Annotated in this window: 20 protein-coding genes and 1 riboswitch; of the genes, 7 read left to right on the forward strand and 13 right to left on the reverse strand. The window is 72.4% G+C overall.

The window, feature by feature from the left end; translation table 11 throughout:
* Positions 1–2 precede the first annotated feature (2 nt).
* From ACH34T_RS06240 to ACH34T_RS06255, 4 genes are all read right to left on the reverse strand, one after another.
* The gene (locus ACH34T_RS06240; RefSeq protein ID WP_395991002.1) at positions 3–1487 is read right to left on the reverse strand and encodes a sensor histidine kinase; all 1485 of its coding nucleotides are present in this window, start codon (positions 1485–1487) and stop codon (positions 3–5) included.
* On the reverse strand, positions 1484–2191 hold the full coding sequence (locus tag ACH34T_RS06245) for a response regulator transcription factor (RefSeq protein ID WP_395991003.1): 708 nt from the start codon (positions 2189–2191) through the stop codon (positions 1484–1486). The genes ACH34T_RS06240 and ACH34T_RS06245 overlap by 4 nt, the downstream gene beginning before the upstream one ends.
* Positions 2192–2276: 85 nt before the next feature.
* On the reverse strand, positions 2277–3077 hold the full coding sequence (locus ACH34T_RS06250) for an ABC transporter permease (RefSeq protein ID WP_395991004.1): 801 nt from the start codon (positions 3075–3077) through the stop codon (positions 2277–2279).
* Complete coding sequence (locus ACH34T_RS06255) at positions 3074–4036, reverse strand: ABC transporter ATP-binding protein (RefSeq protein ID WP_395991005.1); 963 nt, start codon at positions 4034–4036, stop codon at positions 3074–3076. The genes ACH34T_RS06250 and ACH34T_RS06255 overlap by 4 nt, the downstream gene beginning before the upstream one ends.
* A gap of 246 nt (positions 4037–4282) precedes the next feature.
* On the opposite strand from ACH34T_RS06255, the gene ACH34T_RS06260 reads away from it, so the two are divergent.
* Complete coding sequence (locus ACH34T_RS06260; RefSeq protein WP_395991006.1) at positions 4283–5398, forward strand: WD40/YVTN/BNR-like repeat-containing protein; 1116 nt, start codon at positions 4283–4285, stop codon at positions 5396–5398.
* Positions 5395–5691 carry a MoaD/ThiS family protein gene (locus tag ACH34T_RS06265; RefSeq protein ID WP_395991007.1) on the forward strand — a complete coding sequence of 99 codons (297 nt, stop codon included), beginning with the start codon at positions 5395–5397 and terminating at the stop codon, positions 5689–5691. Before ACH34T_RS06260 ends, ACH34T_RS06265 begins: the two co-directional genes overlap by 4 nt.
* A 209-nt stretch (positions 5692–5900) precedes the next feature.
* On the opposite strand, the gene ACH34T_RS06270 is transcribed toward ACH34T_RS06265, so the two are convergent.
* Positions 5901–7262 carry a M28 family peptidase gene (locus ACH34T_RS06270; RefSeq protein WP_395991008.1) on the reverse strand — a complete coding sequence of 454 codons (1362 nt, stop codon included), beginning with the start codon at positions 7260–7262 and terminating at the stop codon, positions 5901–5903.
* A 613-nt stretch (positions 7263–7875) separates the two neighbouring features.
* Positions 7876–8088, forward strand: a riboswitch (cyclic di-AMP (ydaO/yuaA leader).
* 8 nt (positions 8089–8096) lie between these two features.
* Here ACH34T_RS06270 and ACH34T_RS06275 point away from each other — a divergent pair.
* Positions 8097–8825, forward strand: coding sequence for a hypothetical protein (locus ACH34T_RS06275; protein WP_395991009.1), 729 nt, complete (start codon positions 8097–8099; stop codon positions 8823–8825).
* Between the two features lie 150 nt (positions 8826–8975).
* On the opposite strand, the gene ACH34T_RS06280 is transcribed toward ACH34T_RS06275, so the two are convergent.
* The gene (locus tag ACH34T_RS06280) at positions 8976–9638 is read right to left on the reverse strand and encodes a DUF4360 domain-containing protein (RefSeq protein WP_395991010.1); all 663 of its coding nucleotides are present in this window, start codon (positions 9636–9638) and stop codon (positions 8976–8978) included.
* 465 nt (positions 9639–10103) lie between these two features.
* Here ACH34T_RS06280 and ACH34T_RS06285 point away from each other — a divergent pair, with 465 nt between their 5' ends.
* The gene (locus ACH34T_RS06285) at positions 10104–13868 is read left to right on the forward strand and encodes a multicopper oxidase domain-containing protein (protein WP_395991011.1); all 3765 of its coding nucleotides are present in this window, start codon (positions 10104–10106) and stop codon (positions 13866–13868) included.
* Positions 13869–14078: 210 nt separating this feature from the next.
* On the forward strand, positions 14079–14537 hold the full coding sequence (locus tag ACH34T_RS06290) for a Fur family transcriptional regulator (RefSeq protein ID WP_395991012.1): 459 nt from the start codon (positions 14079–14081) through the stop codon (positions 14535–14537).
* 74 nt (positions 14538–14611) lie between these two features.
* Here the strand turns inward: ACH34T_RS06290 and katG are convergent, their stop codons facing one another.
* Together katG and ACH34T_RS06300 are read right to left on the reverse strand one after the other, a co-directional pair.
* Positions 14612–16840: a catalase/peroxidase HPI gene (gene katG / locus ACH34T_RS06295; RefSeq protein WP_395991013.1), complete on the reverse strand. Its 2229-nt coding sequence runs from the start codon at positions 16838–16840 to the stop codon at positions 14612–14614.
* A 32-nt stretch (positions 16841–16872) separates the two neighbouring features.
* Complete coding sequence (locus ACH34T_RS06300) at positions 16873–17313, reverse strand: Fur family transcriptional regulator (protein WP_395991014.1); 441 nt, start codon at positions 17311–17313, stop codon at positions 16873–16875.
* A 180-nt stretch (positions 17314–17493) separates the two neighbouring features.
* Between ACH34T_RS06300 and ACH34T_RS06305 the strand changes: the two genes are divergently transcribed.
* A complete protein-coding gene (locus ACH34T_RS06305) occupies positions 17494–17940 on the forward strand; it encodes a hypothetical protein (protein ID WP_395991015.1) in 447 nt (148 codons plus the stop codon).
* A 121-nt stretch (positions 17941–18061) separates the two neighbouring features.
* Here the strand turns inward: ACH34T_RS06305 and ACH34T_RS06310 are convergent, their stop codons facing one another.
* Positions 18062–18289, reverse strand: a complete 228-nt coding sequence (locus ACH34T_RS06310; protein ID WP_395977487.1) for a hypothetical protein — start codon at positions 18287–18289, stop codon at positions 18062–18064.
* A gap of 276 nt (positions 18290–18565) precedes the next feature.
* Between ACH34T_RS06310 and ACH34T_RS06315 the strand changes: the two genes are divergently transcribed.
* Positions 18566–18769, forward strand: a complete 204-nt coding sequence (locus ACH34T_RS06315; RefSeq protein ID WP_328361559.1) for a cold-shock protein — start codon at positions 18566–18568, stop codon at positions 18767–18769.
* A 92-nt stretch (positions 18770–18861) separates the two neighbouring features.
* Here the strand turns inward: ACH34T_RS06315 and ACH34T_RS06320 are convergent, their stop codons facing one another.
* The 4 genes from ACH34T_RS06320 to ACH34T_RS06335 all read right to left on the reverse strand — a co-directional run bounded on the left by ACH34T_RS06320 (position 18862) and on the right by ACH34T_RS06335 (position 24754).
* Entirely contained in the window at positions 18862–19707 is an 846-nt protein-coding gene (locus ACH34T_RS06320) for a glutamate ABC transporter substrate-binding protein (RefSeq protein ID WP_395991016.1), read from the reverse strand.
* 14 nt (positions 19708–19721) lie between these two features.
* A complete protein-coding gene (locus ACH34T_RS06325) occupies positions 19722–21251 on the reverse strand; it encodes a hypothetical protein (RefSeq protein WP_395991017.1) in 1530 nt (509 codons plus the stop codon).
* Between the two features lies 1 nt (position 21252).
* A complete protein-coding gene (locus tag ACH34T_RS06330; RefSeq protein ID WP_395991018.1) occupies positions 21253–22560 on the reverse strand; it encodes a VWA domain-containing protein in 1308 nt (435 codons plus the stop codon).
* Between the two features lie 115 nt (positions 22561–22675).
* Entirely contained in the window at positions 22676–24754 is a 2079-nt protein-coding gene (locus ACH34T_RS06335; protein ID WP_395991019.1) for a tetratricopeptide repeat protein, read from the reverse strand.
* Positions 24755–24880: the final 126 nt, after the last annotated feature.

Below are 24880 nucleotides of genomic sequence, written 5' to 3' on the forward strand. Positions count from 1 at the left end.
GGCTAGTCCTGGGTCGGCACGGGCAGCGTCAGGCGGAAGCAGGCGCCCTCGCCGAGGGCGGTCCGCAGCTCGACGTCGCCGCCGTGGGCGCGGGCGAGGGAGCGGGCGATGGCGAGACCGAGCCCGGCGTTGGCGCCGCCCGCGTGGTTGCGGGAGCGGTCGGTCCGGTAAAAGCGGTCGAAGACGTGGCCCGACTGCTCGGCCGTCATGCCGGGGCCCTCGTCCGCCACTTCGAGGACGGCGCGGCCGCCCGCCGTGCCGACGCCGATGCGGACGGGCGTGCCCGGCGGCGTGTGGGCGGCGGCGTTGCCCACCAGGTTGACGACGACCTGCCGCAGCCGGGACTCGTCCGCGTGCACGGGGGCCGGGCCGGGCGGGCCGACGCCGTCCGGCCCGGTGAGCTCCACCGGACGCGACGGATCCAGCGCCCGAAGATCGTGCCGGGCGTCGCCCGCGAGGGTGCGCAGGTCCATCGGCGCCGGGTCGAGCTGCCCCTCGGGCGACTCGTCGAGCCGGGCGAGGAGCAGCAGGTCCTCGGTGAGCGCGGTGAGCCGGGTGGCCTCGTGGCCGATGCGGCGCATCGCCTCGTCGACGCCCGCCCGGTCGGGCAGCGCGCCCATCCGGTACAGGTCGGTCGTGCCCTTGATTCCGAACAGCGGGGTGCGCAGCTCGTGGCTGACGTCCGAGAGGAACGTGCGCATCCGCTCCTCGGACGCGGCCCGGTCGGCGAAGGCCCGTTCGAGCTGGCCGAGCATCCCGTTCAGCGACGCCGCGAGATGCCCGATCTCCGTGCCGGGCGGGGCGATGCCGGGCACGCGGCGGGTGAGGTCGCCGTCCGCGATCGCGGCGGCCGTGTGCTCGATCCGGCGCAGCGGCCGCAGGCCCCGGCCGAGCGCGAACCAGCCGGCCGCCGTCAGCAGGGCGAGCAGGACGGAGCCGCTGACCAGGCTGCTCGTCCGGAGGCGGTCGATGGTGGCGTCCACCTCGGTGCGGGGGGTGGCGGCGATCACCGTCCCGGTCCAGCCGACGGCGGGGTGGGCGGCGGCGCGCCAGCGTGCGGAGCCGTCCGCCGCGCGCAGGTCCGCGGCCTTTCCGCCGGCGGGGATCTTCCGCAGGGCGTCCGGCGGCGGCAGGGTCGCGGGGTCCAGCCTGGGGGTGTGGACGCTCCGCGCCACCGTGCCGTCCGCGTTCAGGTACACCAGGTAGGCGGTGCCGAACAGGTCGAGGCCGGGATCGAGGAGGTCGGGACGGGCGAGCGCGCCCTCCATCTCCGGCGGCCCGGTCTCCGGCACGCGCGACAGGAGCATGGTGAGCGAGCGCAGCTGGCTGTCGAGCCGGCCGATCTGGTAGCGCTCCAGCCGGTCGGACACGACCGCGCTGATGAGGGTCAGCCCCGTCAGCAGCAGGGCCGCGGTGAGCAGGAGCAGCCTCGTCCGCAACGAGAACCGGCTCAGCCGCGGCGAGAACCGGCCCGGTGGATAGGTCATCGGCGGGGCTCGCGCAGGACGTAGCCGACCCCGTGGACGGTGTGGATGAGCTTCGGCTCCCCGGTGTCGACCTTGCGCCGCAGGTAGGAGATGTAGGTGTCGACGATGCTCGCGTCGCCGCCGAAGTCGTAGTGCCACACCCGGTCGAGGATCTGCGCCTTGGACACCACCGCCCCGGCGTTCTCCATCAGGTAGCGCAGCAGCCGGAACTCGGTGGGCGAGACGCGGACGGGACGCCCGTCCCGCGTCACCTGGTGCCCCTCGGCGTCGAGCGCGAGCGCGCCCACCGTCAGGACGCCGGCGTGGTGGCCCGTCGTCCGGCGGAGGATCGCGCGGATCCGGGCGATCAGCTCCTCCAGGTCGAACGGCTTCGTCACGTAGTCGTCGGCGCCGAGGGAGAGCCCGGCGACCTTGTCGGCCTGCCCGTCCCTGGCGGTGAGGAACAGGACGGGCACCGGCCCGCCGCGGCTCTCCCGGCGCCGCTCCCGCAGCCGCCGGACGACCTCGAAACCGTCCATGTCCGGCAGCATGACGTCGAGCAGCACCAGGTCGGGGGGCTCCTCGGCGGCGGCGACCGCGCCGGCGCCGGTCCCCGCCGACGTCACCCGGAACCCGGCGAAACGCAGCGTCGCGGAGAGCAGCTCCCGGACGGTGTCCTCGTCGTCCACCACCAGGAGCCGCTCGGCGCCTTCCCCTGGCGTCATCGCCTGACCTGGCCCTTGTCCTCGCACGCCGACCAGGATATGTAGGCGCGGGCCCGGGACCCGGCGGCGTGCGGGCGCGCGCGCATCACACGTCGCGGCGGCGCTGGACGGCGAACGCCGCGGCCAGCACGGCCGCGACCGCGAGGCACATCCCGCCGAGGTTCAGCCACGGGTGCGGGAACTCCGGATCGGGCACCGTCCTGAGGACCGCCGCCGCGCCCATCGTCGGCCAGATGTCGACGAGGCCGTGCAGCCACGACGGGAACAGCCCGCCGAGCGCGGGCACCAGCAGCAGGATCCCGACCAGGGTGCCGATCGCCCCGGCCGTGGCCCGCAGGAGCGCACCGATCCCGACCGCGAGCAGCGCGATGGCCGACAGGTAGAGCCCGCCGCCCGCGACGGCGGAGAACACGCCGGGGTCGCCGAGCGCCGCGTTCGGGACGTCCTGCGCGCCCAGGATGAGCTGCCCGAGGAAGAAGGAGCAGAACATCAGCGTCTGGCCCGCCACCAGGGCGATCCCGGTGGCGAGCACCATCTTGGCGGCGAGCAGCCGGTGCCTGCGCGGCGTGGCGCTCAGGGACGTCCTGATCAGGCCGGTCGCGTACTCGGACGTCACGACCAGGCTGCCCAGCACGCCGATGATCAGCTGGGCGATGATGTACGTCGTGAGGCTGAGGGCGGTCGGGTCCCAGTCCCGCCGTTCCGCGGTGGTCGCGGACGCGTAGTCGTCCCCGGCGGAGCTCATCGACAGGCCGGTGACGCCGAGGCCGACGATCAGCAGGCAGGCCAGCGTGAGCCAGGTGGAGCGGAGGCTGCGGAGCTTGATCCACTCGGCGTGGAGGGTGCGGGCGAAGGTCACCTTCGGCGCGGTGGCGAGCGAGCTCACAGGGCGGCTCCATGGCTTTGGACGGCGCCGGTTTCGACAGCGCCGTTTTCGACAGCGCCGTGGTATTCGACGGCGTCCTTGGTCAGTTCCATGAAGGCGTCCTCCAGCGAGGGGCGCTGCGGGCTGAGCTCGCTGAGCGCGACGCCGTGGTAGGCGGCCAGCTTGCCGATCTCCTCGCCCGTCATGCCGGAGACCACGAGGGACGATTCGAGCCCGTCCCGGACGGTGGCCCCGGCCTCGGTCAGGCGGCGCGCGAACGAGGCCGGGTCCGGCGTCCGGACGAGCACCGTGCCCTCGCCGTTGGCGTGCAGGAAGTCGCTCATGCCGGTGTCGGCGATCAGCCGTCCGCGGCCGATGACGACCAGGTGGTCGGCGGTCTGCGCCATCTCGCTCATCAGGTGGCTGGAGACGAGCACCGCCCGGCCCTCGGCGGCGAGCGAGCGCATGAACGCGCGGATCCAGCGGATGCCCTCCGGGTCGAGCCCGTTCACCGGCTCGTCGAAGATCAGCACGCGCGGGTCGCCGAGCAGCGCCGCCGCGATGCCGAGCCGCTGCCGCATGCCGAGCGAGAACCCGCCGGCGCGGCGGCCCGCGACGCTCTCGATGCCGGTCCTGGCGAGCGCCTCGTCGACGCGGCGGCGGGGCAGGCCGTTGCTCACGGCGAGCGCGAGCAGGTGGTCGTACGCCTTGCGGCCGCCGTGCACGGCGGCGGCGTCCAGCAGCGCGCCCACCTCGGTCAGCGGGACGGGCAGGTCGCCGTAGCGACGGCCGCCGATGACGGCGGTGCCGCGCGTGGGCGCCGCCAGCCCCATGATCATCCTCATGGTGGTGGACTTCCCCGCGCCGTTCGGGCCGAGGAAGCCGGTCACCTGCCCGGGTTCGACGGTGAACGACAGGTCGTCCACCACGGTGTCGGGCCCGTACCGCTTGGTCAGCCCGCGTACTTCGATCGTCGTCATGGAAGAGAGCGTGCAAGGCCGGGCTGGCCGGATTCTGGGAGCTTCAGAGAGAATCCTGTGAATCCACCGTCCGGGGCGGGCCCGGAGTGGGCCTGGGGCGGGGGCTGCGGCCGTCCGGCCGGGCTTGCCTCGGCCCGCTCATAGGAAATCCCTAGCAATGGACGCGGCGCCGATGAGTTTCCCGGGCGGCGGCCGTCCGTATCAATGGTGAAGTCATGCCGGACAGCCCCATCGGAGGGAGCAGCCATGACCGGAGTACGGGTTCTGGTCGGTACGCGCAAGGGCGCGTTCATCCTCACGTCGGACGGCGCGCGCGAAGACTGGGAGGTCAGCGGCCCGCATTTCGGCGGCTGGGAGATCTACCATGTCGCCGGATCGCCCGCCGACCCGTCCCGGCTGTACGCGGCCCAGTCGACGGGCTGGTTCGGGCAGGTGATGCAGCGCTCCGACGACGGCGGCGCGACGTGGCAGCCGGTGGGCAACGAGTTCGGGTACGAGAGCGAGCCCGGCACCCACCTGTGGTACGACGGCACGCAGCGGCCGTGGGAGTTCAAGCGGGTCTGGCACCTCGAACCGTCCGCGTCCGACCCGGACACCGTCTACGCCGGGGTCGAGGACGCCGCCCTGTTCCGCACGGTCGACGGCGGCGCGTCGTGGCACGAGCTGCCGGCGCTGCGCGAGCACCGCTCGGGGCCGTCCTGGCAGCCGGGCGCGGGCGGGATGTGCCTGCACACGATCGTGCGGGACCCCGTGAAGGCCGGGCGGATGTTCGCGGCCATCTCCGCGGCGGGCGTGTTCCGCAGCGACGACGACGGCGCGACGTGGCAGGCCGTGAACCGGGGCCTTCGCTCGGACGGCATCCCCGACCCGGAGGCGGAGACCGGGCACTGCGTCCACCGCGTCGCGATGCACCCGGCGCGTCCCGAGGTGCTGTTCATGCAGAAGCACTGGGACGTCATGCGCAGCGACGACGCGGGCGACACCTGGTACGAGATCAGCGGCGACCTGCCGAGCGACTTCGGGTTCCCGGTCGCCGTCCACGCGCACGAGCCGGACACCGTGTACGTCGTCCCGATCAAGAGCGACTCCGAGCACTACCCGCCGGACGGGCGGCTGCGCGTGTACCGCAGCCGCGCCGGCGGGCACGAGTGGGAGCCGCTGACCAGCGGGCTGCCGCAGGAGCACTGCTACGTCAACGTGCTCCGGGACGCGATGGCCGTCGACTCGCTCGACTCGTGCGGCCTCTACGTCGGGACGACGGGCGGGCAGGTGTACGCGTCGTCCGACGCCGGGGACACGTGGGCGCCGATCGTCCGCGACCTGCCGGCCGTGCTGTCCGTCGAAGTCCAGACCCTGCCATGATCCGCGTGGTGCTGCCCGCGCACCTGCGCACGCTCGCCGAGGTCCACGGCGAGGTCGAGCTGGAGGTGCCGGGGCCGGTCACGGTGCGCTCGGTCTTGGACGCGCTGGAGACCCGCCACCCGGTGCTGCGCGGCACGATCCGCGACCACGCCACCGGACGGCGCCGTGCGTTCGTGCGCTTCTACGCCTGCGCCGAGGACCTCTCCAACGAGCCCGTCGAGACCGTCCTGCCTGGACCGGTGACCGCGGGCGCCGAGCCCTTCATCGTGGTCGGCGCGATGGCCGGCGGCTGACGGCGCGGCCGGGCTCCGCAGGGCCCCGCCCCGGCGTGACCTGGGCGGAAACGGGGGCGGGGCCGGGCCGCCCCGCACCTCTTCCCAGGACGGGGCGGCCCACCGGCGGCCGTGCACCTACGGGGGACCGCCGATGTCTCCTACAGCGCCGCAGTCCGGACATGCGTCACGGACCGGACGTGTATGGTGACGCCGCGCCATCCCCGCCGCTATTTGTGGCGGGCCACGTCGTACGCGGCGCAGCCGATCAGTTCGAGGGACACCTGGAGCCGCTTCAGGCTGATGTTCTGGGCGATCGTGTCCTCGGGCGTGTGGTAGATCGGTTCGAGCTGGCTCGGCGCCTCGTTGCCGCGCCAGCTGAAGTTGCCCGCCGCGATGCCGCGCTCGAAGAACGCCTCGTGGTCGCTGGAGCCGCGGGCGGTGGGGCCCTGGACCTGGTCGACGTAGCCGAGCCGGCGCGCGGCGGCGTTCACCGCGGCGGTGGTGGTGTTGTCCTTGCCGTCCACGGACAGCAGCCAGTACGTCTCCGCGGGCGGATGGCTGGTGGCGACCATGTCGTTCTGGAAGCAGCCGGTGATCCGCTTCGCGCCCGCGTCGTCGAGCTGCTTCACATAGTGCCGGGCGCCGATCAGCCCGTACTCCTCCGAGCCCCACAGGCAGATCCGGATCGCCTGCTGGGTGGGCAGCCGCTTCAGGACGCGCGCCAGTTCCAGGCACAGCACCGTCCCGCTGCCGTCGTCGTTGGCGCCGGGCGAGCCGGGGACGCTGTCGTAATGGGCGCTGACGATGACGGCCTTGCCGTCGGGGTTCGGCAGCGTCGCCTTCCGCTCGGCCAGGACGTTGTACGAGGTCAGCCCGCTGTGGTGGGTGATCTCGAAGGACAGCCGCTTGGCCCCGGCGCGGATCCGCTCGCCGTGGTACCCGGCGAGGCCGAGCACCGGGATCGCGACCTGCTCGGTCAGGGCCGGGGCGAACGAGGCGGCCTTGCGCTCGGGGAAGGTGTCCGAGCGCGCGTTGACGATGAGCGCCGCCTTGGCGCCCGCGGCCGCGGCCGCCTTGGCCTGGTCGGTCTCCTTGCCGACGACGCGGTCGAACAGCACCAGCTTTCCGCGCGCGTCGCCGGGGACGTCGACGACCTTGCCGACGTCCACGACCCTGCCGTGGACGGAGTCGGTCGCGCCCTGCGGCGAGGCGCTGGCCTGCCAGAGCCGCTCGCCCCTGGCGCGGATCTCCGCCAGGTACTTGTCAGCGACGGGGAACGGCTGCAGTTCGACCTTGTAACCGAGGTCGCGGAGCACCCCGGCGATGTAGCGGGCGGCGCGGTGCTCGGACTCGGTGCCGGCGATGCGCCAGCCGATCCCGTCGCTGAGCACCTTCAGGTGCCGCAGCGCCCGCCGGGCGTCGACGCGGCCGACGACGGCCTTGTCGCCGATGGTGAGGGAGGGCGGCAGGAGGGCGCCGGGTCGCTGCCGGGTCGCGGCGGCGGCGGTGCCGGGAAGCAGGCCGACGGTCGCGAAACCGGCGAAGGCCGCGGCTCCGGCCAGCAGGTCACGGCGGTGGACCTCGGACATGGGCGTCTCCTCGGGGAGATCAGGACGCCGTGCCCGTTCCGCGGGCCCGGGTTTCGAGCCGTCCGGACGGGGGCGCCGCGAGGAACAGGACCCCGTTGCCGGTGAATCTACGAAACCGCCCCGACCTCGACAAGGACGGCTGATCGCTCCGCAACTCAACCGTGATCAAGTAGCCGCGTCCGCGAGCCGCCGCCCGCCGCGGGAGGGCGGCCGGCCGGTGGGCAGCACGCTGAGCTGGGGCATTGCTGATTTTGTCCGGGTTTGCCTTCTTTTGACGTAGGGAGTAGCTTGTCGCTCACCAAGGCGCTCGCCAGGCGTTTTGCCGGACCGTGTCCGTTCGGACACGATCGTCCCCCGGGCCGACGACGACGTCGGACGGGGGTGGCGGCGGCGCGACCCACGCGTCGTCTCGTGACGTCCTGCCGCGCGGGTCTCGCCAAGACCCCCGCCCCTCGGCCCGACCATGTGCACGCCGCAGCGTGCTGGCGCTGAGCGAAGCCAGGACCGGCTCTCGGAGCCGCGCCCCGCCACGGGGTGTGCCACACCATCAGCGCCGCTCTTTCGCACCCGGGACACAAGGGTCCCGTGGACGGGCCGTCGTGCCCACAGGATCGCAGCGGCAACGCCGAGTCCGCCGTCGCGCGGAGCCGGGGACCCACCTGAATACCTTTCATCCTCGGTCGCCCTGCGCGGCCAGGCCGTCGCAGACAGGCCGGATGAAAAGCATTCACCCGCACTGGGGTGAATCGGCCTGTCCTCCAGGCCGTAGGGCGACTTCCACGCCCGAACCCGTCAGCTAACCCGGTAGGCGTCCTGGAAGCCAAGGAGACCCCCTTGCAAGGCAAGCACGGCAAGAACCGTTTTCCCCTGGGCCCCCGTACGACCGGCGCCCTGTTCGGCCTCGCCTTCTTCGGCGTGGTCGCGTCCACCGCGCACGCGTCGGTCCTGTCGGACGGCACCGACCCCGGCGACAAGGTGGCCGCCGTCGAGGTCCTCCCCCAGAAGCAGAAGTCCGACCGGACCTCGCCGGGCGGCTCCGGCAAGGAGTCCGACGACGAGAAGTCCGACCAGAAGTCCCGCGAGAAGTCCGGCGAGAAGTCGGGCGAGAAGTCCGAGGCGTCGAACGAGAGGTCGAACGGAACGTCCGGCAAGGTCGAGCGGTCCGAGGTGATCGCCCGGGCCAGGACCTGGAACCCGGGGACCGACGACCGGGTGCGCTACAGCCAGCTTCGCAGCCACAACGGATACCGGGCCGACTGCTCCGGTTTCGTGGCGATGACGCTGGGCCTGCCCAAGCCGGGCCCGAACACCGTGGGCCTCACCTCGTCGCGGTACACCGAGCGCATCAAGATGTCCGAGCTGAAGAAGGGCGACCTCGTCATGGACGCGGAGGGCACCAACACCACGCGCCACGTCGTCATCTTCGAGAAGTGGGCGAACAGCGACCGCACGTCCTACTGGGCGTACGAGCAGCGCGGCCGGTACGGCACCGACCACCGGACGCGCGACTACGGCCTCGACTCGGGCAGCGAATACAAGGCGTACCGCCCGACGAAGCTGTAACCGCTTCGCTGTAACCGCTTCGGAACGGAAAGCGAACGCCCGGCCGGGCATGACCCGGCCGGGCGTTCGCATGAAACTCAAGGCGTTGTGGAACGCTCGCTCAGTTGTCCGAATCACACGACGTTGTGTGATCGCCCGGCGACCATCCGATCAACTGTCGCAGCGTTTCCAGTCGAGCTGGTAGACCGCGTTGGCGTATGCGGATTCCATCGCGATGAAACTGGACTTGGACGAGCTGCCCTTGTTCACGCGCAGTTCGGTGTTGATGTTGAGGTTGCGCTCCGCGCCGCACGGCTTGTAGACGCGCTGGGCGGGGTCGGTCCGGTCGGCGAACCGCCAGTTGTCGTCGTAGGGGCCCTTGAGCTCGTGGCTCACCGACGTGTTCTTCGCGTCGCCCTGGAAGTAGTAGTTCGTCCGCCGCTGCGCGGTGGCGCCCTCTTCCACGTGGGCGAAGCCGCGCGAGACGATGCCGACGACCGCGTAGGTGTATCCCTCGGGGGCGTTGACGTCCACGCTGATGTGGCAGTTCTTCCTGAACTCCGTGGGCGGTGCGTCGCCGCCGGCCCAGGCCACGTACTTGTCGTAGACGACGGTGAAGGCGGCGTTGCCCTGGGAGGGCTCGACCTTCGTCGTGCCGGCCGGGCAACCCGAGCCGTTGATGGTCTCCACACCGATGGTGACCTTGCCCGGAGGGGGCGCAGTCTCGGAGGAGGCGGGGGGGTCGATTGATGCGGAGGCGGTGGTGGCCGTGGCCAGGGTGGGGAGGAGCAGAGCTGCGCCCACCGCGATCGCCGCACGTTTGGCGTTCTTCATGGGTCGGGTCTCTCAGGGGGTAGTCGGCCGACGCCCGTGTCGCCGTGTACACGTCGCGCCGGTCGTTTCCAGCGCATTTACGGCGACTTTGACGTCAACTCGTCAATGGCGATCCTCTCGGTCTGGAGAATCATCCGAGAGGGTATTCGGGCCCCGCCGACTTGGTCAACACTTTGCCTTTGCGCCTTATTAACAATTAACTTCGCGTTTTCTATCCTCTTTAAGGATGGGCCTTAGGGTGGTTTCGTCCCATGCTCGCCCCGGGCTGACCGGATTCGGCCGGAACATCCTGACTCTCCAGTTCGTCATACTGTCAACACCCCGCAAGGACCCCGCGAGCACCGCATACCCCGCGAGCACTGCATACCCCGCGCACCTCGCATACCCCGCGCACCCCGCGTAGGCCGAGGGCCGCCCTGACCAGAGGCGGCCTCCGAGACAACGGGAGTCCAGGGGGATTCACAGATGCCCGTGAAGAGGGTGTACGACGTCGTGGCGCTGCACGTGCCCATCGTCTTCGACGCACACGGGGACCACGACCGCAACGGAATGATCTTCACGCTAGCCGAACACGAGCCGGAGCTGAACAAGGTCAGGGAAAGCTTTCCCACGCCCTTTCCCGACCCGGTGAAGCATCCGGAACTGCTCCCCGACCCGCATCCGCTCGTGCGCCCGCTCGTGCTGCGGGCCCGCGCGGGCGAACGGGTCGTCGTCCGGTTCCGCAACGAGCTGCGGCACCGCGCCGGGATCCACGCGCAGGGCGTCGGATACCGGGTCGTCACCGCCGACGGGGGCGCCGTCGGCCGGAACCCGGACTCGGCCGTCGCGCCCGGCGGCAGCCTCACCTACGAATGGGACGCCGCGGACGAGGGCGTGTTCTTCCTCGGCGACCTCGCCGACCTCCGCGGCGGCGAGGACGGCTCCCAGGCCCACGGCCTGTTCGGCGCGCTGATCGTCGAGCCCGAGGACGCCACCTGGACCGACCCCGTCACCGGCGATCCGCTGCTGGACGGCCTGTACGCCGACGTCCACGTCCCGGGGCAGCCGAGCTTCCGCGAGTACGCGCTGTTCATGCAGGACGAGTCGCCCAACGACAATCCCGTCCTCCCGCCGCACCCGATCTACGAGTGCGAGCGGCCGCGGCCGCACACGCACGCGCCCGCGGCGGGCGGGGAGCGGCTGGCCCCGGTCCTGTTCCCGGAGCACGACGACGACCACGGGGGCGGGCACGAGCACCCGCAGGACGAGCACGCCGCGTCGATGATGCTCATGAGCTACCGCACCGAGCCGATGGGCTGGCGGTCCCTCGCCTACGAGCGGATGCTCGAAGCCGGCGAGCTCGACCCCGCGCGGGACGCGATCGTCGGCGAGGAGCAGCACCACAGCTCCTGGCTGTTCGGCGACCCGGACACCCCGATCTTCCGCGCCTACGGCGGCGACCCGGCGAAGATCAGGCTCGTGCACGCCGGGGTGAAGGAGACCCACGTCTTCCACCTCCACCTGCACCAGTGGCGCGCCGTCCCCGGGAACGGGAACTCGCCGATCATCGACTCGATCACCATCAGCCCGCAGCAGGCGTTCACGATCGAGCCGATCGGCGGGGCGGGCTCGGTGCAGGCGGCGACCGGCGACATCATCTTCCACTGCCACCTCTATCCCCACTTCCACTCCGGCATGTGGGGGATGTGGCGGGTCTTCGACGTCCGCCAGGACGGCGCCGGACGCTACCCGGACGGCACCCCCATCGCGCCGCTCCGCCCGCTCCCCGGACGTCCGGAGCCGCCCGCGCCCACGGCGGAGCGTCCGGGCTTCCCCGCGTTCATCGACGGGACGTTCCCGCAGAAGTCGCCCCGCCCGCCGCGCACGCCGGCGATGCCGGAGGGGATGGGACGGGAGCCGTCCGCGCTGGAGCGGGCGGCGTTCGTCCCCGACCCGCAGCCGGGCGAGGCGTTCACCAAGATCACGCTGGACCCGGACGCGCCCGTCCGCCGCTACCACCTCGTCGTCATGCAGGGCACGCTGCACTACTTCGAGAGCCACGGCCACGGCGGCGGCGGGCACGACGGCGACCACGACGGCGGCGGGCACGACGGCGACCACGACGGCGGGCACAAGGAGACCTGGCATGATCATCGCGGGGTGTTCTTCGTCCTCCAGGAGGAGCTCGACGCCGCGGGCGGCATCGACACCTTCCGGAAGGAGCTCGCCAAGGGCACCCGGAAGATCGAGCCGATCGCGATCCGCGGCCGCAAGGGCGAGATCATCGAGTTCACCCTGACCAACGCGCTCCCGCCCGGCTGCCACGCGGAGACGGCGTTCGACGCCGTCCTGCCGTTCCAGCCGGAGGCCGGGCTGCACGTCCACCTGGTGAAGTTCGACCCGCTGGTGTCGGACGGCGCCAGCGTCGGCTGGAACTACCTGTCCGGGACGACCACGGCCGACGCCGGCCCGGAGGACCACGAGCGGTACCGCTCCTGGATGTACCGGTGGTACTGCGACGAGGAGTTCGGCGTCGTCTTCTTCCACGACCACCTGCTGGCCAACGAGCGGCAGCGGCACGGCCTGTTCGGCTCCATGATCGCCGAGCCGGAGGGCGCCGTCTGGGTCGACCCGCGCGACCACGCCCGGGAGGTCCGCAACGCGGCGCAGGCCGTGGTGAAGCTCCCGGACGGGACCGCCTTCCGCGAGCAGGTGATCCCGGTCGCCGACTTCGTCCCGCTGGTCAAGCACGGCGCCGGGGAGAAGAGCGAGCCGATCAACCCGCCGTCCTTCCCCGGTTCCCTGGACGACCAGGGAACCATGGCCGTCGGGTACCGGTGCGAGCCGCTGCACGAGCGGCCCGGCGACCCGTCCGACTGGTTCTCCAGCGCCGCGCACGGCGACCCGCAGACGCCGCTGCTGCGCGCCTACCCGGGCGAGCGGCTCCGCGTCCGCCTCTACCAGGGGTCGCACGAGGAGCAGCACGGATTCACCATGCACGGCATGCGCTGGCACGCCTGGCGGGACGATCCGCGCTCGCCGCTCCGCTCGCAGCAGACCCTCGGCATCTCGGAGGCGTTCAGCCTGCACCTCGACCCGACGCACAGCCCGGGCGACCACATGTGGGCCTTCTCCGCCATCGACGACACATGGCTGGGCTGCTGGGGCCTGTTCCGCCTCCACGAGGAGCAGCAGAACGACCTCCCGCCGCTGCCGGACGCGTTCACCGACGACGGCCCGCCGCCGTTCGACGCCGGCAACGCGCGGCGCTACCACGTCCGGGCCGTCGCCCGCGAGATCCACTACAGCGACCGGCGCAGCGACCCGTACGGCCTGGCCTACGTCGTGGACGGGGCGCCGGAGGGCGAACCGCTCGTCCTGCGGTGCCGCGCCGGTGAGTGGGTGGAGCTGACCCTCGCGAACGAGGTGGACGTCCCGCCGCAGCCGACGCCCTACGACCCGCCCCTCCCGGCGCTGGACGACCCGGCCGACCGGGAGGTGTCCGAACGGGTGTCCCTGCATCCCGTCGGTCCGCTGCGCTACGACGTCCGCGACAGCGACGGCGCGTTCGTCGGCCGCAACGGCGACGGCACCGTCAAGCCGGGCGCGGACGTCACCTACCGCTGGTACGCCGACACCCCCGGCGTGATCCTCCTGGAGGACCGCGCCGACCTCCGCACCCACCGCCACCGCGGCCTGGTGGGCGCGCTGGTGGTGGAACCGCCCGGCTCCGCCCCGGTGGGCGGGACGTGGACGGGCCACCAGGCGATCATCCGCCGCCGCGGCGCTGAGGACGTCCACGAACTCGTCCTGATCCTCCAGGACGGCGTGCGCCAGTACCACCACGGCGACCCCACCCAGCCGGTGACCGACCTGGAAGACGAGCCGGAGGACTCAGGGCAGAAGGCGTTCAACTACCGGAGCGCCCACCTGTTCCCGCACCGCCCGTCGCTGGCGGTGGACGACCCGGGCACGCCGATCCTGCGGTGCCGTCCGGGCGACGTCGTCCGGGTCCATCTGGCGGTGGGGGCGGATCGTCCGCGCAACCACTCCTTCCAGATCCACGGTGAGACCTGGCCGATGGAGGAGCACCTGGACAACCCGCGCGTGGGCGCGATCGGCGGCCTGACCAACGGGACGCTCCGCACCCTGACGTTCAGGGCCGGGCCGCCCGGAGACTACGCCTACCGGACGGGCGTGTTCCGCTGGGCGCTGACCGAGGGTCTGTGGGGGCTGATCCGCGTCCGCTGAGGGCCGTCCGTCCAGCCGCCTGGCCAGCCGTCCGTCTAACCGTCTGGCCAGGCACTTCGGCCACCTGTCCGCGCCGGCCGGCGGTCCTCCCCGACCGCCGGCCGGCCGCCCGCCCCAGCCCGGGAAGTGCGGCATGCGTCGAATGTCCGAATAGAATTGTGTCGTTCACAGTCTTAAGCCGCTTGTGTTTATGAGGGTAGGTTCGGCGCCATGACCGCATCCCCGCCCCCGGCCACGCCCCCGAGCCCGCCCCCGACCACCGCCGAAGACCTGCGCGGAGTGGGCCTGCGGGTGACGGCCGCGCGGGTCGCGCTGCTGGAGACCGTCCGGGCGGGCGACCACCTCGGCGTAGAGGCGCTCGCCTCCGGGGTGCGCGACAGGGTCGGCCACATCTCCCTGCAGGCCGTGTACGAGGCGCTCCACGCGCTCACCGCCGCCGGGCTGGTGCGCCGCATCGAACCGGCCGGGAGCCCGGCCCGGTTCGAGGGACGCGTCGGCGACAACCACCACCACCTGGTGTGCCGGAAGTGCGGCGCCGTCAAGGACGTCGACTGCACCGTCGGGCACCCGCCCTGCCTCGACCCGGTCGACGACGCCGGATACCTGATCGACGAGGCCGACATCACGTTCTGGGGCCTCTGCCCAACCTGCCGCACAGCGTCCGCCTGACCGAACCACCACACGCCAGAACCGCCGCCCGGAGCCCGTCTGACCTGGGCTCCGGGCGGCGGTTCTGGGGTTCGTCAGTCGAGGTCGAACCGGTCCAGGTTCATGACCTTGTCCCACGCGGCGACGAAGTCGGACACGAACTTCGCCTCGGCGCCGTCGCTCGCGTAGACCTCCGCGAGCGCGCGCAGCTCGGCGTGCGACCCGGAGACGAGGTCGACGCGGCTGCCCGTCCACCTGACCGCGCCGGACGCGTCGCGGCCCTCGAAGGTCTCGGCGTCCTCCGCGACCGGCTGCCACGTCGTGTCCATGTCGAGCAGGTTCACGAAGAAGTCGTTCGTGAGCGACCCCGGCGTCGTGGTGAACACGCCGAGCGACGTCCCCTGGTGGTTCGCGCCCAGCACCCGGAGCCCGCCGACGAGGACCGTCATCTCGGGCGCGCTGAGCGTGAGCAGGTTCGCCCGGTCGAGCAGCAGGTACTCGGCCGGGAGCCGGTTGCCCTTCCCGAGGTAGTTGCGGAACCCGTCGACGGACGGCTCCATCGCGTCGAAGGACTCGACGTCCGTCTGCTCCTGCGACGCGTCCGTCCGGCCCGGGGTGAACGGGACCGTGACGGCGTGCCCAGCGGCCTTGGCGGCCTGCTCGACGGCCGCGCAGCCGCCGAGGACGATCAGGTCGGCGAGCGATATCCGCTTTCCGCCGGTTTGAGCAGAATCGAACGCCTCCTTGACGCCTTCCAGGGTGCGCAGCACCGTCCGCAGCTCGTCCGGGTCGTTGACCTCCCAGCCGTTCTGCGGTTCGAGCCGGATGCGGGCGCCGTTGGCGCCGCCGCGCTTGTCGGTGCCGCGGAACGACGCCGCCGACGCCCACGCGGTGGACACCAGCTGCGACACCGACAGGCCCGAGGCCAGGATCCGCTCCTTGAGCGCCGCGACGTCCGCGTCGTCGACGACATCGTGGTCCACCGCGGGGACGGGGTCCTGCCACACCATCGTCTCGGCCGGGACCTCCGGGCCGAGGTAGCGCGCGATCGGGCCCATGTCGCGGTGGGTCAGCTTGAACCAGGCGCGGGCGAACGCGTCCGCGAACACGTCCGGGTTCTCGTGGAACCGGCGCGAGATCGGCTCGTAGATCGGGTCGTAGCGGAGCGAGAGGTCGGTGGTCAGCATCGTCGGGTGGGTCCGCTTGGACGGGTCGTGCGCGTCCGGCACGGTGCCGGCGCCCGCGCCGCCCTTCGGCCGGTACTGCCACGCGCCCGCGGGGCTTTTGAACAGCTCCCACTCGTAGCGGAACAGCGTCTCGAAGAAGGTGTTGTCCCAGGTCGTCGGGGTGGGCGTCCAGATGCCCTCAAGGCCGCTGGTGATCGCGTCCGGGCCGACGCCGGTGCCGTGGGTGCTCTTCCAGCCGAGGCCCTGCTGCTCCAGCGGCGCGGCCTCGGGCTCGGGGCCGACGTGGTCGGCGGGGCCCGCGCCGTGCGTCTTGCCGAAGGTGTGGCCGCCGGCGATCAGCGCGACGGTCTCCTCGTCGTTCATCGCCATGCGGCGGAACGTCTCGCGGATGTCGCGGGCCGCGGCGAGCGGGTCCGGGTTGCCGTTCGGGCCCTCCGGGTTGACGTAGATCAGGCCCATCTGGACGGCGCCCAGCGGGTTCTCCAGCTCCCGGTCGCCGGTGTAGCGCTCGTCGCCGAGCCAGGTGGTCTCGGGGCCCCAGTAGACGTCCTCCTCGGCCTCCCAGGCGTCCCGGCGGCCGCCGGCGAAGCCGAACGTCTTGAGGCCCATCGTCTCCAGGGCCACGTTCCCGGTGAGGACCAGCAGGTCGGCCCAGGAGAGGCTCTCGCCGTACTTCTTCTTGACCGGCCACAGCAGGCGGCGGGCCTTGTCGAGGCTCGCGTTGTCGGGCCAGCTGTTGAGCGGCGCGAAGCGCTGCTGGCCGGACCCGGCGCCGCCCCGGCCGTCATGGACGCGGTAGGTGCCGGCGCTGTGCCACGCCATCCGGATCATGAACGGGCCGTAGTGGCCGAAGTCCGCGGGCCACCAGTCCTTCGAGGTGGTGAGGACCTCGGCGATGTCCCGCTTCACGGCGGGCAGGTCGAGGCCGCCGAACGCCGCGGCGTAGTCGAAGTCCTCGCCGAGGGGGTTCGCCACGGCCGGGTTCTTGGCGAGGATCTTCAGGTTGAGCCCGTTCGGCCACCAGCCGCGGTTGCCGCCGCCCGCGGTGGGGTGCGGGGCGCGGGTGTGCGCGACCGGGCACCCGCCCTCACTCTCCGCATTCGTGTTGTAAGCGACATTTTCCTTGTTCTCGGACACGGGATCCTCCCAGGGCTACACGCGGTGGTGATTCAGGCGCTCCCGGTGGTGGAAGCTGCGGAACATTCGGGACACAGGCCCCAGTAGACGACCTCGGCCTCGTCGATCGTGAAGCCACGGTCGTCGGAGGCGGTCAGGCACGGCGCCTCGCCCGTGGCGCAGTCGGCGTCGGCGATGACCCCGCACGACCGGCACACGACGTGGTGGTGGTTGTCGCCGACCCGGGACTCGTAGCGCGCCACGAACCCGGCCGGCTGGATGCGGCGCACCAGGCCCGCCGCCGTCAGCGTGCGCAGCGAGTCGTACACGGCCTGGTGGGAGACCTTCGGAAGCTCACCGCGCACCGCGTCGATGATCGAGTCGGTGTCGGCGTGCGGGTGCGCGTGCACCGCTTCGAGCACGGCCAGCCGCGGACGGGTCACGCGCAAGGCGGCCCCGCGCAGCATCCGCCGAAAGTCCAAGGCCGTCGCCACGCACCACAGGCTGGCCCACTTTCTGGAACCAGTCAAGAATTGGACGGCATCATGTTCTGGGACGGCTTGCATGAGCGGGCGAATGCCGGGCACAAGTGCGGTGACACGACCAGACCGCGCCGGGGCAGGCGACGTCGGCCGAGCGTCCCCGTCCTGGCTGTTACGACCCGGAGAACCCCTGTGCCCACGTCATCGCTAGACCACGCCGGCGCACCGCGACCCGCGCTGCGCACCGGCCGCTGGCAGCTGCCTGGCGGGCGCGCGACGGGCCGGAAGTCCCGCCGGGCGATCCGCCGGGCGCTGCGGCGGTGGGGGCTCGGCGCCGCCGCCGACGACCTCGCCGACCAGCTGACGGCACTGGTCCAGGACGTCCTCGCCCGCAGCCCCATGCGGGGACGCGGGACGATCGACCTCCGGCTGGAGCTGCGGGCGTCCGCCCGGATGCTGCTCGGCGAGATCCATCCGCTGCCCGCCAGGACCGGGACCGGCGGCACGGCCGACGGCGGCGCGGGCGGGCGCGGGATCATCGTCCTCACCTACGGCCGCCGGCCCGACCGCGGCGGCGCGGGCGTCCGGTACGTCCACCGGTTCACCTGGTGGCGGACCGACGGGGTCGCCACCGACTGAAAACGGGCGGGGACTCCGGTAGATGCTTTTCTACGGCGCGACTGAGCCGGCACCGATTTTTACGAAAATGAACGCCACCTGGCCGTTCGATGACGCGCTCAGCGCGTGCGCGGCAGGGGTTTCAGAGCTTGAAGAGTTTCTCGTACGGGGCGAGAATCCTGACCCGGCGCGTCCCGAAGTCGACCAGGACGGCGCGTCCCGGCTCCACCTCCAGGATGCGCCCGAGCCCGTACTTGTCGTGGGTGACCTGGTCCTGGAGTGCGAACTCCTTGGCGGGTGGGGCAGCGGGCGGGGGTTTGAAGGGGCTGGTGGGAAGATGTCGCCGCCTGGCGGGTCCGGAGCGCTTCATTACCGCATTATGCTCCCAACAGCGCGGTCCGGGGAACTCCCCCGCACCCGAAACGGAATTCATGGTCGTACCGGACAGGCGGTGATCAGGGGCTCCGTCCGGGCACCGGAATCGTGTGGTACCGTGCGAGTAGTTGCGGTTCCCATAGACATGTTCGTGCGCCTGTAGGATCTGAACCTAGGGCGCATTTTTGTTGTTCTGGATCTTCCGGATGGGCCATCGCGGCGTTCTCGGTCGCACAGGGTGTGCGGCCTTGACCGACCAGAGGAGATGACCATGGCCACCGGCACGGTCAAGTGGTTCAACGCCGAAAAGGGCTTCGGCTTCATCGAGCAGGACGGCGGCGGCGCCGACGTCTTCGCCCACTACACCAACATCGCGGCGCAGGGCTTCCGCGAGCTCCAGGAGGGCCAGAAGGTGTCGTTCGACGTCACCCAGGGCCAGAAGGGCCTCCAGGCGGAGAACATCGTTCCCGCCTGACCCGCTCCGTCGACCGTGCGGCGGGCGTCCCCTCGGGGGCGCCCGCCGTACGGCGTTTCCAGGGGCCGCACGGAGGTTCAGCCTTCCCGGGGTCAGGCGCAGCCCTCGAACTCCGGGACCCCGGTCGCGACGGCGAAGTCCACCGACCCGAACCACTCGCTGAGCAGGGTCTTCGCGGTGCCGTTCTGGTACATCTCGGTCAGGTGCCGGTTGACGGCCCGGCAGCCCGCCACATCGCCCTTCCTGAGCCCGACCCCGTACTTCTCGTTGGTGAACGGCGCCCCGACCATCGTGGTGCCCGTGCCGACCGTCGAGGCCGCGAACCCGGCGAGGATCAGGTCGTCGGTCGAGACGGCGTCCACCCGGCCCTTGACGAGGTCGGCGACGCACTCGCTGTAGGAGTTCGCCGGCACCAGCGTCGCGCGCACCTGGCGCTCCTGCGTCACCCGCCGCCACGAGTTCGACCCGGCCGCCTGGCACAGCCGCCGGCCCGCCAGATCGCTCACGTTCTTGATCGACTTCTTGTCGGCGGTGCGGACGAGGATGTCCTGGTGCGTCACGTAGTACGGCCCGCCGAAGGTGACCTCCTTCTTGCGCTTCGGGGTGATCGAATAGGTGGCGACGACCATGTCGACGGTGCCGTCGCTCAGGGCCTTCTCCCGGCCGTCCGAGGTCAGCCCGACCCAGGTGATGTCGTCGGCGGCGACGTGGAGCCGGCCCGCGAGGTAGGTGGCCACGTCGACGTCGAAGCCCCTGATCTTGCCGTCCGTCATCCGCAGGCCCAGCCGCGGCTGGTCGGCCTTGACCCCGATCCGCAGCTTCCGCTTGCCGACGATCGACGCCGGGTCCGCGTCGCCGCCGGCGCGGTACACGGCCAGCGCCGCGCCGGCGACGAGCACCGCCACGATCACCACCACGGCGTTCCTGAGTGCGCGCACGGTCGCTCCCTCCATCAGCGGTACTCCGCCAGCCGCGGCCAGACGCCGCCGACCACCAGCGCGGCGATGGCCAGGGCGGACACGGGCAGCACCCACGCCCAGGGCCGCAGCGCCCCCTCCCCGTCCCGCACCATGCGGTTCACGACGACCTGGTGGCGGACGACCCGCGCGTCGAGCGCGTCGTCCTGCTCCCGGAAACTGGGGTGTGTCAGGTAGTGCCATCGCGGGTCGACGTGCGCCCTGGCGGCGCCCTCCAGCTCGCCGCCCCGCGCGAGGACGCGGACGCGGCGGTCGTTCTGCTGGTAGGCGCGGTACCGCGCCAGCAGCGTCTGGACGGGCCCCCGATCCCCCCGCACGGCCGCCTCCGCCGCCTCGACGCCGAAGAAGCCCTCGAAGGAGCGCTGCCGCCGCCCGTCGTCGCCGTGCCGTTCGAACCGCTCGTCGAGCATGGCGTAGTAGGCGCCGAGATCGTTCGCCTCCGCGATGTACAGCATCGCCTGGGCCTTCTCGAAATAGGTCTGGTCGTACCGGTCGGCGCCGGACGGGTCGAGGAGGGCGCGGGTGCGGTCGGCGTCCAGGCTCTTGGCGGTCGCCCGCGTCCGCGACAGCCTGAGGACGGGGTCGAAGCCGTCCTCCTTGGCCATCCGCAGGTAGTCCGCCTCGGTGGCCAGCAGCGACGCGGCCGCCGCGGTCAGCGCCGCCGTGCCCACAGCGGCCGCGACCAGGAACAGGCTGATCACCCGCCGGAAGCGTTTGGCGAGGTAGATCTGCAGGCCCGCCAGCGCCGCGAGCACCGCCAGGCCGAGCGCCAGCACCCAGATCCGGCCGGTCTCCATCCGGGAGAGCGGGTTCCCGTAGGACGCCTCCACGTCCGCCGCGCCGCCCAGCGTGAGGTTGCCGGCCTTCGGCAGCAGTTCCTCGGTCATGATCCTGGTGGCGGCGCGGTACTCGCCCGCCGCGTCCTCCGGGAGGAGCCCGAACGCGTGCCGGGCCTCGCCGCCGCGTTCCATCGCCGCCTGGACGCGCTCGTCGTACAGGTGCAGCCCGTCCAGCACGGACTGGACGGTCCGCTGCCGCACCGGGTCGTCCTCGGCGAGCCGCGCCGCCTGCAGCGCCGCCCGCTGGGCGTCCTCGCGGCGGATGTCGTAGAAGTAGCGCGACTGGCTCCGCTCGCACGGCGGGCCGCCGTCCCGCGCGCCGTCGCGGGTTTTGCCCGGGGCCCCGCCGCGGGTGCCGTTCGGGGTCTCGTTCTGGGCCTCGTCCTTGTGGTCGTCCTGCTCGACGTCGCAGAGCCAGTCCCGCTCGGCGCCGGTCAGCAGCACGTTGGTGACCTGGGCGTCCATGTCGCTGAGGGCCAGGTAGACGTCGTTGGTCGCGACGACCATCGGCCCCTCGTCGTGCCCGATGGCGCGCAGCGCCGACCGCGCGTCCCAGAGCGCCACGCCGGTGACGGTGAACAGCACGACCAGCGCCAGCAGGACGAGCGCCGCCAGCGCCTGGACGCGCCGCGGGACGGTATGGAGCCTGAACAGTCCGCGGGCCACGTCAGTCCTCGTCCCCGCGCGGCCGCCGCGCCGTCTCGCTCGAATCGGTGTCCAGGGCGAGGATGTCGGCGGCGTCGACCTCCTCGCGCGGCCGGATCTCGCCCGTGTCCGGGACGACGATCCGCGCGAGCCGCCTGGACGTCCCCGTGTCGCCGTTCCGCTCGGCCAGCTCGTGCGCCCGCCGGAGCTCGCCGCCCGCGGCCTCGTCGTCGCCCTTCTTGTAGGCCCGCAGCCCCTGGCTGACGGAGTCGGCGAGCTCCTCCTGCCTGGAGTAGTGCTCGACCGACGGGTGGCGGCCGGTCGGGCGCGCCCTGTCGTCCGTCCATTCGGCGAGGACCATGCCCTCGGCCAGGGTCTCCTCCGGCGGGTCGGGCGGGTCGCCGGAGCCCGGCAGCACCACCGACACCTGCGCGGCGTGCATCTTCATCCCCGGCTCGCGGGGCGGCACGGTGACGCACAGGTGGTAGTCGCGCTTCTCCGTCCCCCAGATGCCGGTGGGGTAGTCGCCTGCGGCCGTCCCCTTGACGGACGGCTCCCGCTCGATCCGCTTGCCGGTCAGGTCGCGCCGCCCCGGGTGCACCTCCTTGGCGAACCGCACCGCGGCACCGTGCGGCGTCCAGACGCGCAGGGCCACGTCGGCGACCGCCTTGCCCATGGTCTGCCCGATCATCTCCGTGAAGTCGGCCGTGAGGTGCCGCGGATCGGCGACCATCTTGAAGCGGCCCAGCAGCCGGACGGCCACCTCCCGCAGCTCGGCGGGGTCCCAGCCGGCGCCGACGCCGCGGCAGTCGCAGACGAACCGGCCCGTGCAGCGGGTCAGGACGGCGTCGAGCTCGTCGCGGCTCTCGTGCTCGTTCTGGCCGTCGGTCAGCAGGACGGCGTGCCGGACGGCGTGCGGCGAGGCGTCGAACAAGTCGCCGGCGAGCGCCAGCCACCGGCCGATCCGGGTGCCGCCCCTGGCGGACAGCGTGGAGATCGCGTCCTTGGCGGCGGCCTTGCCGCGGTCGTCGGCGGGGGCCAGCCGCACGCCGTCCGGGTAGACCATGACGGCCTCGCGGGACCCGGCGACGACGGCGAAGTCGACGTTCTCGCGCAGCGCGTCCACGGCCGCCTTCGCGGCGCGCTTGGCCTCGACCAGCCGCTCGCCCGCCATGGACGCCGACGTGTCGACGATGATGACCTCCGCCGCGCCCAGGGCCGGGGAGCCGGTCCTGGCCTCGACCCGCACGATGGCGTGGACCTGCGTGCCGTCCACCGGGAGGTACGGGTTCTGGTAGATCTTGACCGCGAAGTCGGGGCGGGCGCTCATCGGTCACCTTCCTGCTCGATGGAGGCGGTCGCGGACATCTTGGGGCCAGGGTCTCGGGACCGGTCGCGGAGCTTGCCGCGGGCCGGGGTCGGGGGTGCCGGGTCGGGGGTCGGGGTCAAGGGCCGAAGAACGTCCTCGGGCGGACCGCGTTGGCCTTGTTCACCAGCGCGTGCCGCGCGTCCCTCCCGTCGGCGACGTGGGCGAGGGCGCGGTAGGTCTTCTCCAGCTCCCTTCGCAGCCCGTCGCGGGTGAGCGGCGCGTCGATCAGCGTGGTGTCCGGGTGCTCCTCCCCGGCCGCCTCCGCCCAGCCCAGCGCGGCCTCCAGCACCTCGGCGACGAGCTGACGGCGCCGCTCGCCGTCGACCCGCGCGTGGTCGAGCCGCTCCGCCGCCCTCCGCAGGTGCTCCTTGGACAGCTGGACGGACGGACGGCCGCGCAGCGTGGCGGCCATCGCGGCCAGCTGCGCCGCGCCGTAGTGCCTGGACAGCGACGGGACCTCGTCCAGGGCGTCCACGGCGCCGCCCCGGTCGGCCAGCGCCAGCCGGACGCGGGCCAGCCCGAACGCGGCGCTGAGGTAGCCGCGGTCGGTCCGCCAGACGCTCTCGTAGCGGCGGGCCGCCGCGTCCATGTCGTGCGAGGCCTCGCAGCAGAACGCGAGCGCCAGCTTGGGCGCCGCCTCGCCCGGCATCCGGTCGTACAGGCCGTCGAACAGCCGCCGCGCCGCCGCGTACTCGCCCGCCAGCAGCGCGCTGACGCCCCGGTACCACAGGACCCGCCAGTCGACGTCGTGATCCGAGGGCGGATGCTCGCGGAGCAGCCGGTCGGCCTCGGCCCGGTCGCCGAGATCCAGCTGGGCCTGGATCAGCAACAGCCGCTCCTCCGGGGCGGGGGACTGCCGCCGGGCCCTGGCGGTCAGCGTCGCGACGATCTCGCCGGGCGGCCGCGCCGACAGGTCCACGAGACCTGCGGCCTCGTCGGGCTCGGCCATCACCGGGACCGGGAGCGCCGCCGCGGCCGCGTCCGGGGTGAGGGCGCCGAGCACCGGCCCGCCGGACGCGTGGTCGATCTCGGTGCCGACGGCGACCCGCTCCCGTCCGAACAGCGTGGACGGCACCGGCCACGGATCGGCGTTGCGCGGCGCGGACATGACCTCCCGCAGGACGCCGAACAGCTGCTCCGCCATCTCCGCCGCGTCGGTGAACCGGCGTCCGGGGTCCGGGTGGGTGGCGCGGCGCAGCAGCCGGTCGTAGGAGTCGAACCGGCGCAGCACCGGCACCTCGTCGCGCTCGGGCAGCCCGGTCTCGAACTCGCCGGTGTAGTCGAAGTCGAAGCTCAGCACCGCCATCGTCCGGCCGACCGTGTAGAGGTCGGAGCTGACCGACGGCTTGCGCTCGGCCAGCTCGGGCGCCCCGAAGCCGTGCGTGCTGTAGATCGGCGCGTCCGCCGCGGCGCCGTCGATCCGCCAGGTCGCGCCGAGGTCGATGAGCGTGATCCGCTGCTCGCACTGCATGACGTTGGCGGGCTTGAGGTCGCAGTAGAGGATGCGGCGGGCGTGCAGGTAGTCCAGCGCCCAGAGGATCTCGATCCCGTAGGCGATGACGTGGTCGACGGGCAGCACGGCGTGCGGGCCCTCGGCGCGCCGCCGGTCGTGCAGCAGCTCCTGGAGCGTCCGGCCGCCGACGTACTCCATCACGATGTAGCGCTGCGCGCCGGGCGTCCCGGCGGGGTGCCGGACGAAGTTGTGGATCTTGACGATGTTGGGGTGGCTGACCGCGGCGAGCGCGGCCCGCTCCGACTCCGGCACGTCGGACACGTCCGCGCCCGCGGCGTCGAGGAGGCCCTTCAGCACCACCCAGTGGCCGACGTTGTTGTCGTGCGCGAGATAGATGCGGCCCTGGCCGCCGTGCGCCAGGCAGCCCTGCACCTGGTACTGGCCGCCGACCATGTCGCCGGGACGGAGCGTCGGCGCGGGCTCGCCGACGGCCGCGTCCTGCAGGACGGCCGACTCGGGGTCGCGGTACTCCACGGACGGAACCCCGGCCATGTCGAGCAGGCCGTAGGGCGTGAGGCGCCTGGACGAGGTCTGCATCGGCGGTTCGGGCCACGGCGCGGTGGCGGCCCGCCTCGCCGAAGACCGCCTGTCCCGGTGCTCACCGTCCGGCGGCGAGTCTGCGGGGGCGCTTTCCGTGGGCATCGCGGCCGTCGACGCAGCAGGCGGCGCGGGCGATTCTGGGGGCGCGGGCGGCGCCGGGGGTAACGACGATTCCGGTGGCGGTGGCGCCATGCCGCAGCGGTTGCAGAAACCGGCGGGCCCGATGAC

This window comes from Actinomadura sp. 9N215, assembly GCF_044326345.1.
Taxonomy (GTDB): domain Bacteria; phylum Actinomycetota; class Actinomycetes; order Streptosporangiales; family Streptosporangiaceae; genus Spirillospora.

Bases quoted from the DNA above. Each gene is read 5' to 3' on its own strand.
- ACH34T_RS06335 (WP_395991019.1), bottom strand. From the start codon at position 24,754: ATGCCCACGGAAAGCGCCCCCGCAGACTCGCCGCCGGACGGTGAGCAC.
- ACH34T_RS06290 (WP_395991012.1), top strand. From the start codon at position 14,079: ATGACCGCATCCCCGCCCCCGGCCACGCCCCCGAGCCCGCCCCCGACC.
- ACH34T_RS06315 (WP_328361559.1), top strand. From the start codon at position 18,566: ATGGCCACCGGCACGGTCAAGTGGTTCAACGCCGAAAAGGGCTTCGGC.
- ACH34T_RS06330 (WP_395991018.1), bottom strand. From the start codon at position 22,560: ATGAGCGCCCGCCCCGACTTCGCGGTCAAGATCTACCAGAACCCGTAC.
- ACH34T_RS06280 (WP_395991010.1), bottom strand. From the start codon at position 9,638: ATGAAGAACGCCAAACGTGCGGCGATCGCGGTGGGCGCAGCTCTGCTC.
- ACH34T_RS06265 (WP_395991007.1), top strand. From the start codon at position 5,395: ATGATCCGCGTGGTGCTGCCCGCGCACCTGCGCACGCTCGCCGAGGTC.
- ACH34T_RS06310 (WP_395977487.1), bottom strand. From the start codon at position 18,289: ATGAAGCGCTCCGGACCCGCCAGGCGGCGACATCTTCCCACCAGCCCC.
- ACH34T_RS06285 (WP_395991011.1), top strand. From the start codon at position 10,104: ATGCCCGTGAAGAGGGTGTACGACGTCGTGGCGCTGCACGTGCCCATC.
- ACH34T_RS06240 (WP_395991002.1), bottom strand. From the start codon at position 1,487: ATGACCTATCCACCGGGCCGGTTCTCGCCGCGGCTGAGCCGGTTCTCG.
- ACH34T_RS06245 (WP_395991003.1), bottom strand. From the start codon at position 2,191: ATGACGCCAGGGGAAGGCGCCGAGCGGCTCCTGGTGGTGGACGACGAG.
- ACH34T_RS06255 (WP_395991005.1), bottom strand. From the start codon at position 4,036: ATGACGACGATCGAAGTACGCGGGCTGACCAAGCGGTACGGGCCCGAC.
- ACH34T_RS06270 (WP_395991008.1), bottom strand. From the start codon at position 7,262: ATGTCCGAGGTCCACCGCCGTGACCTGCTGGCCGGAGCCGCGGCCTTC.
- ACH34T_RS06260 (WP_395991006.1), top strand. From the start codon at position 4,283: ATGACCGGAGTACGGGTTCTGGTCGGTACGCGCAAGGGCGCGTTCATC.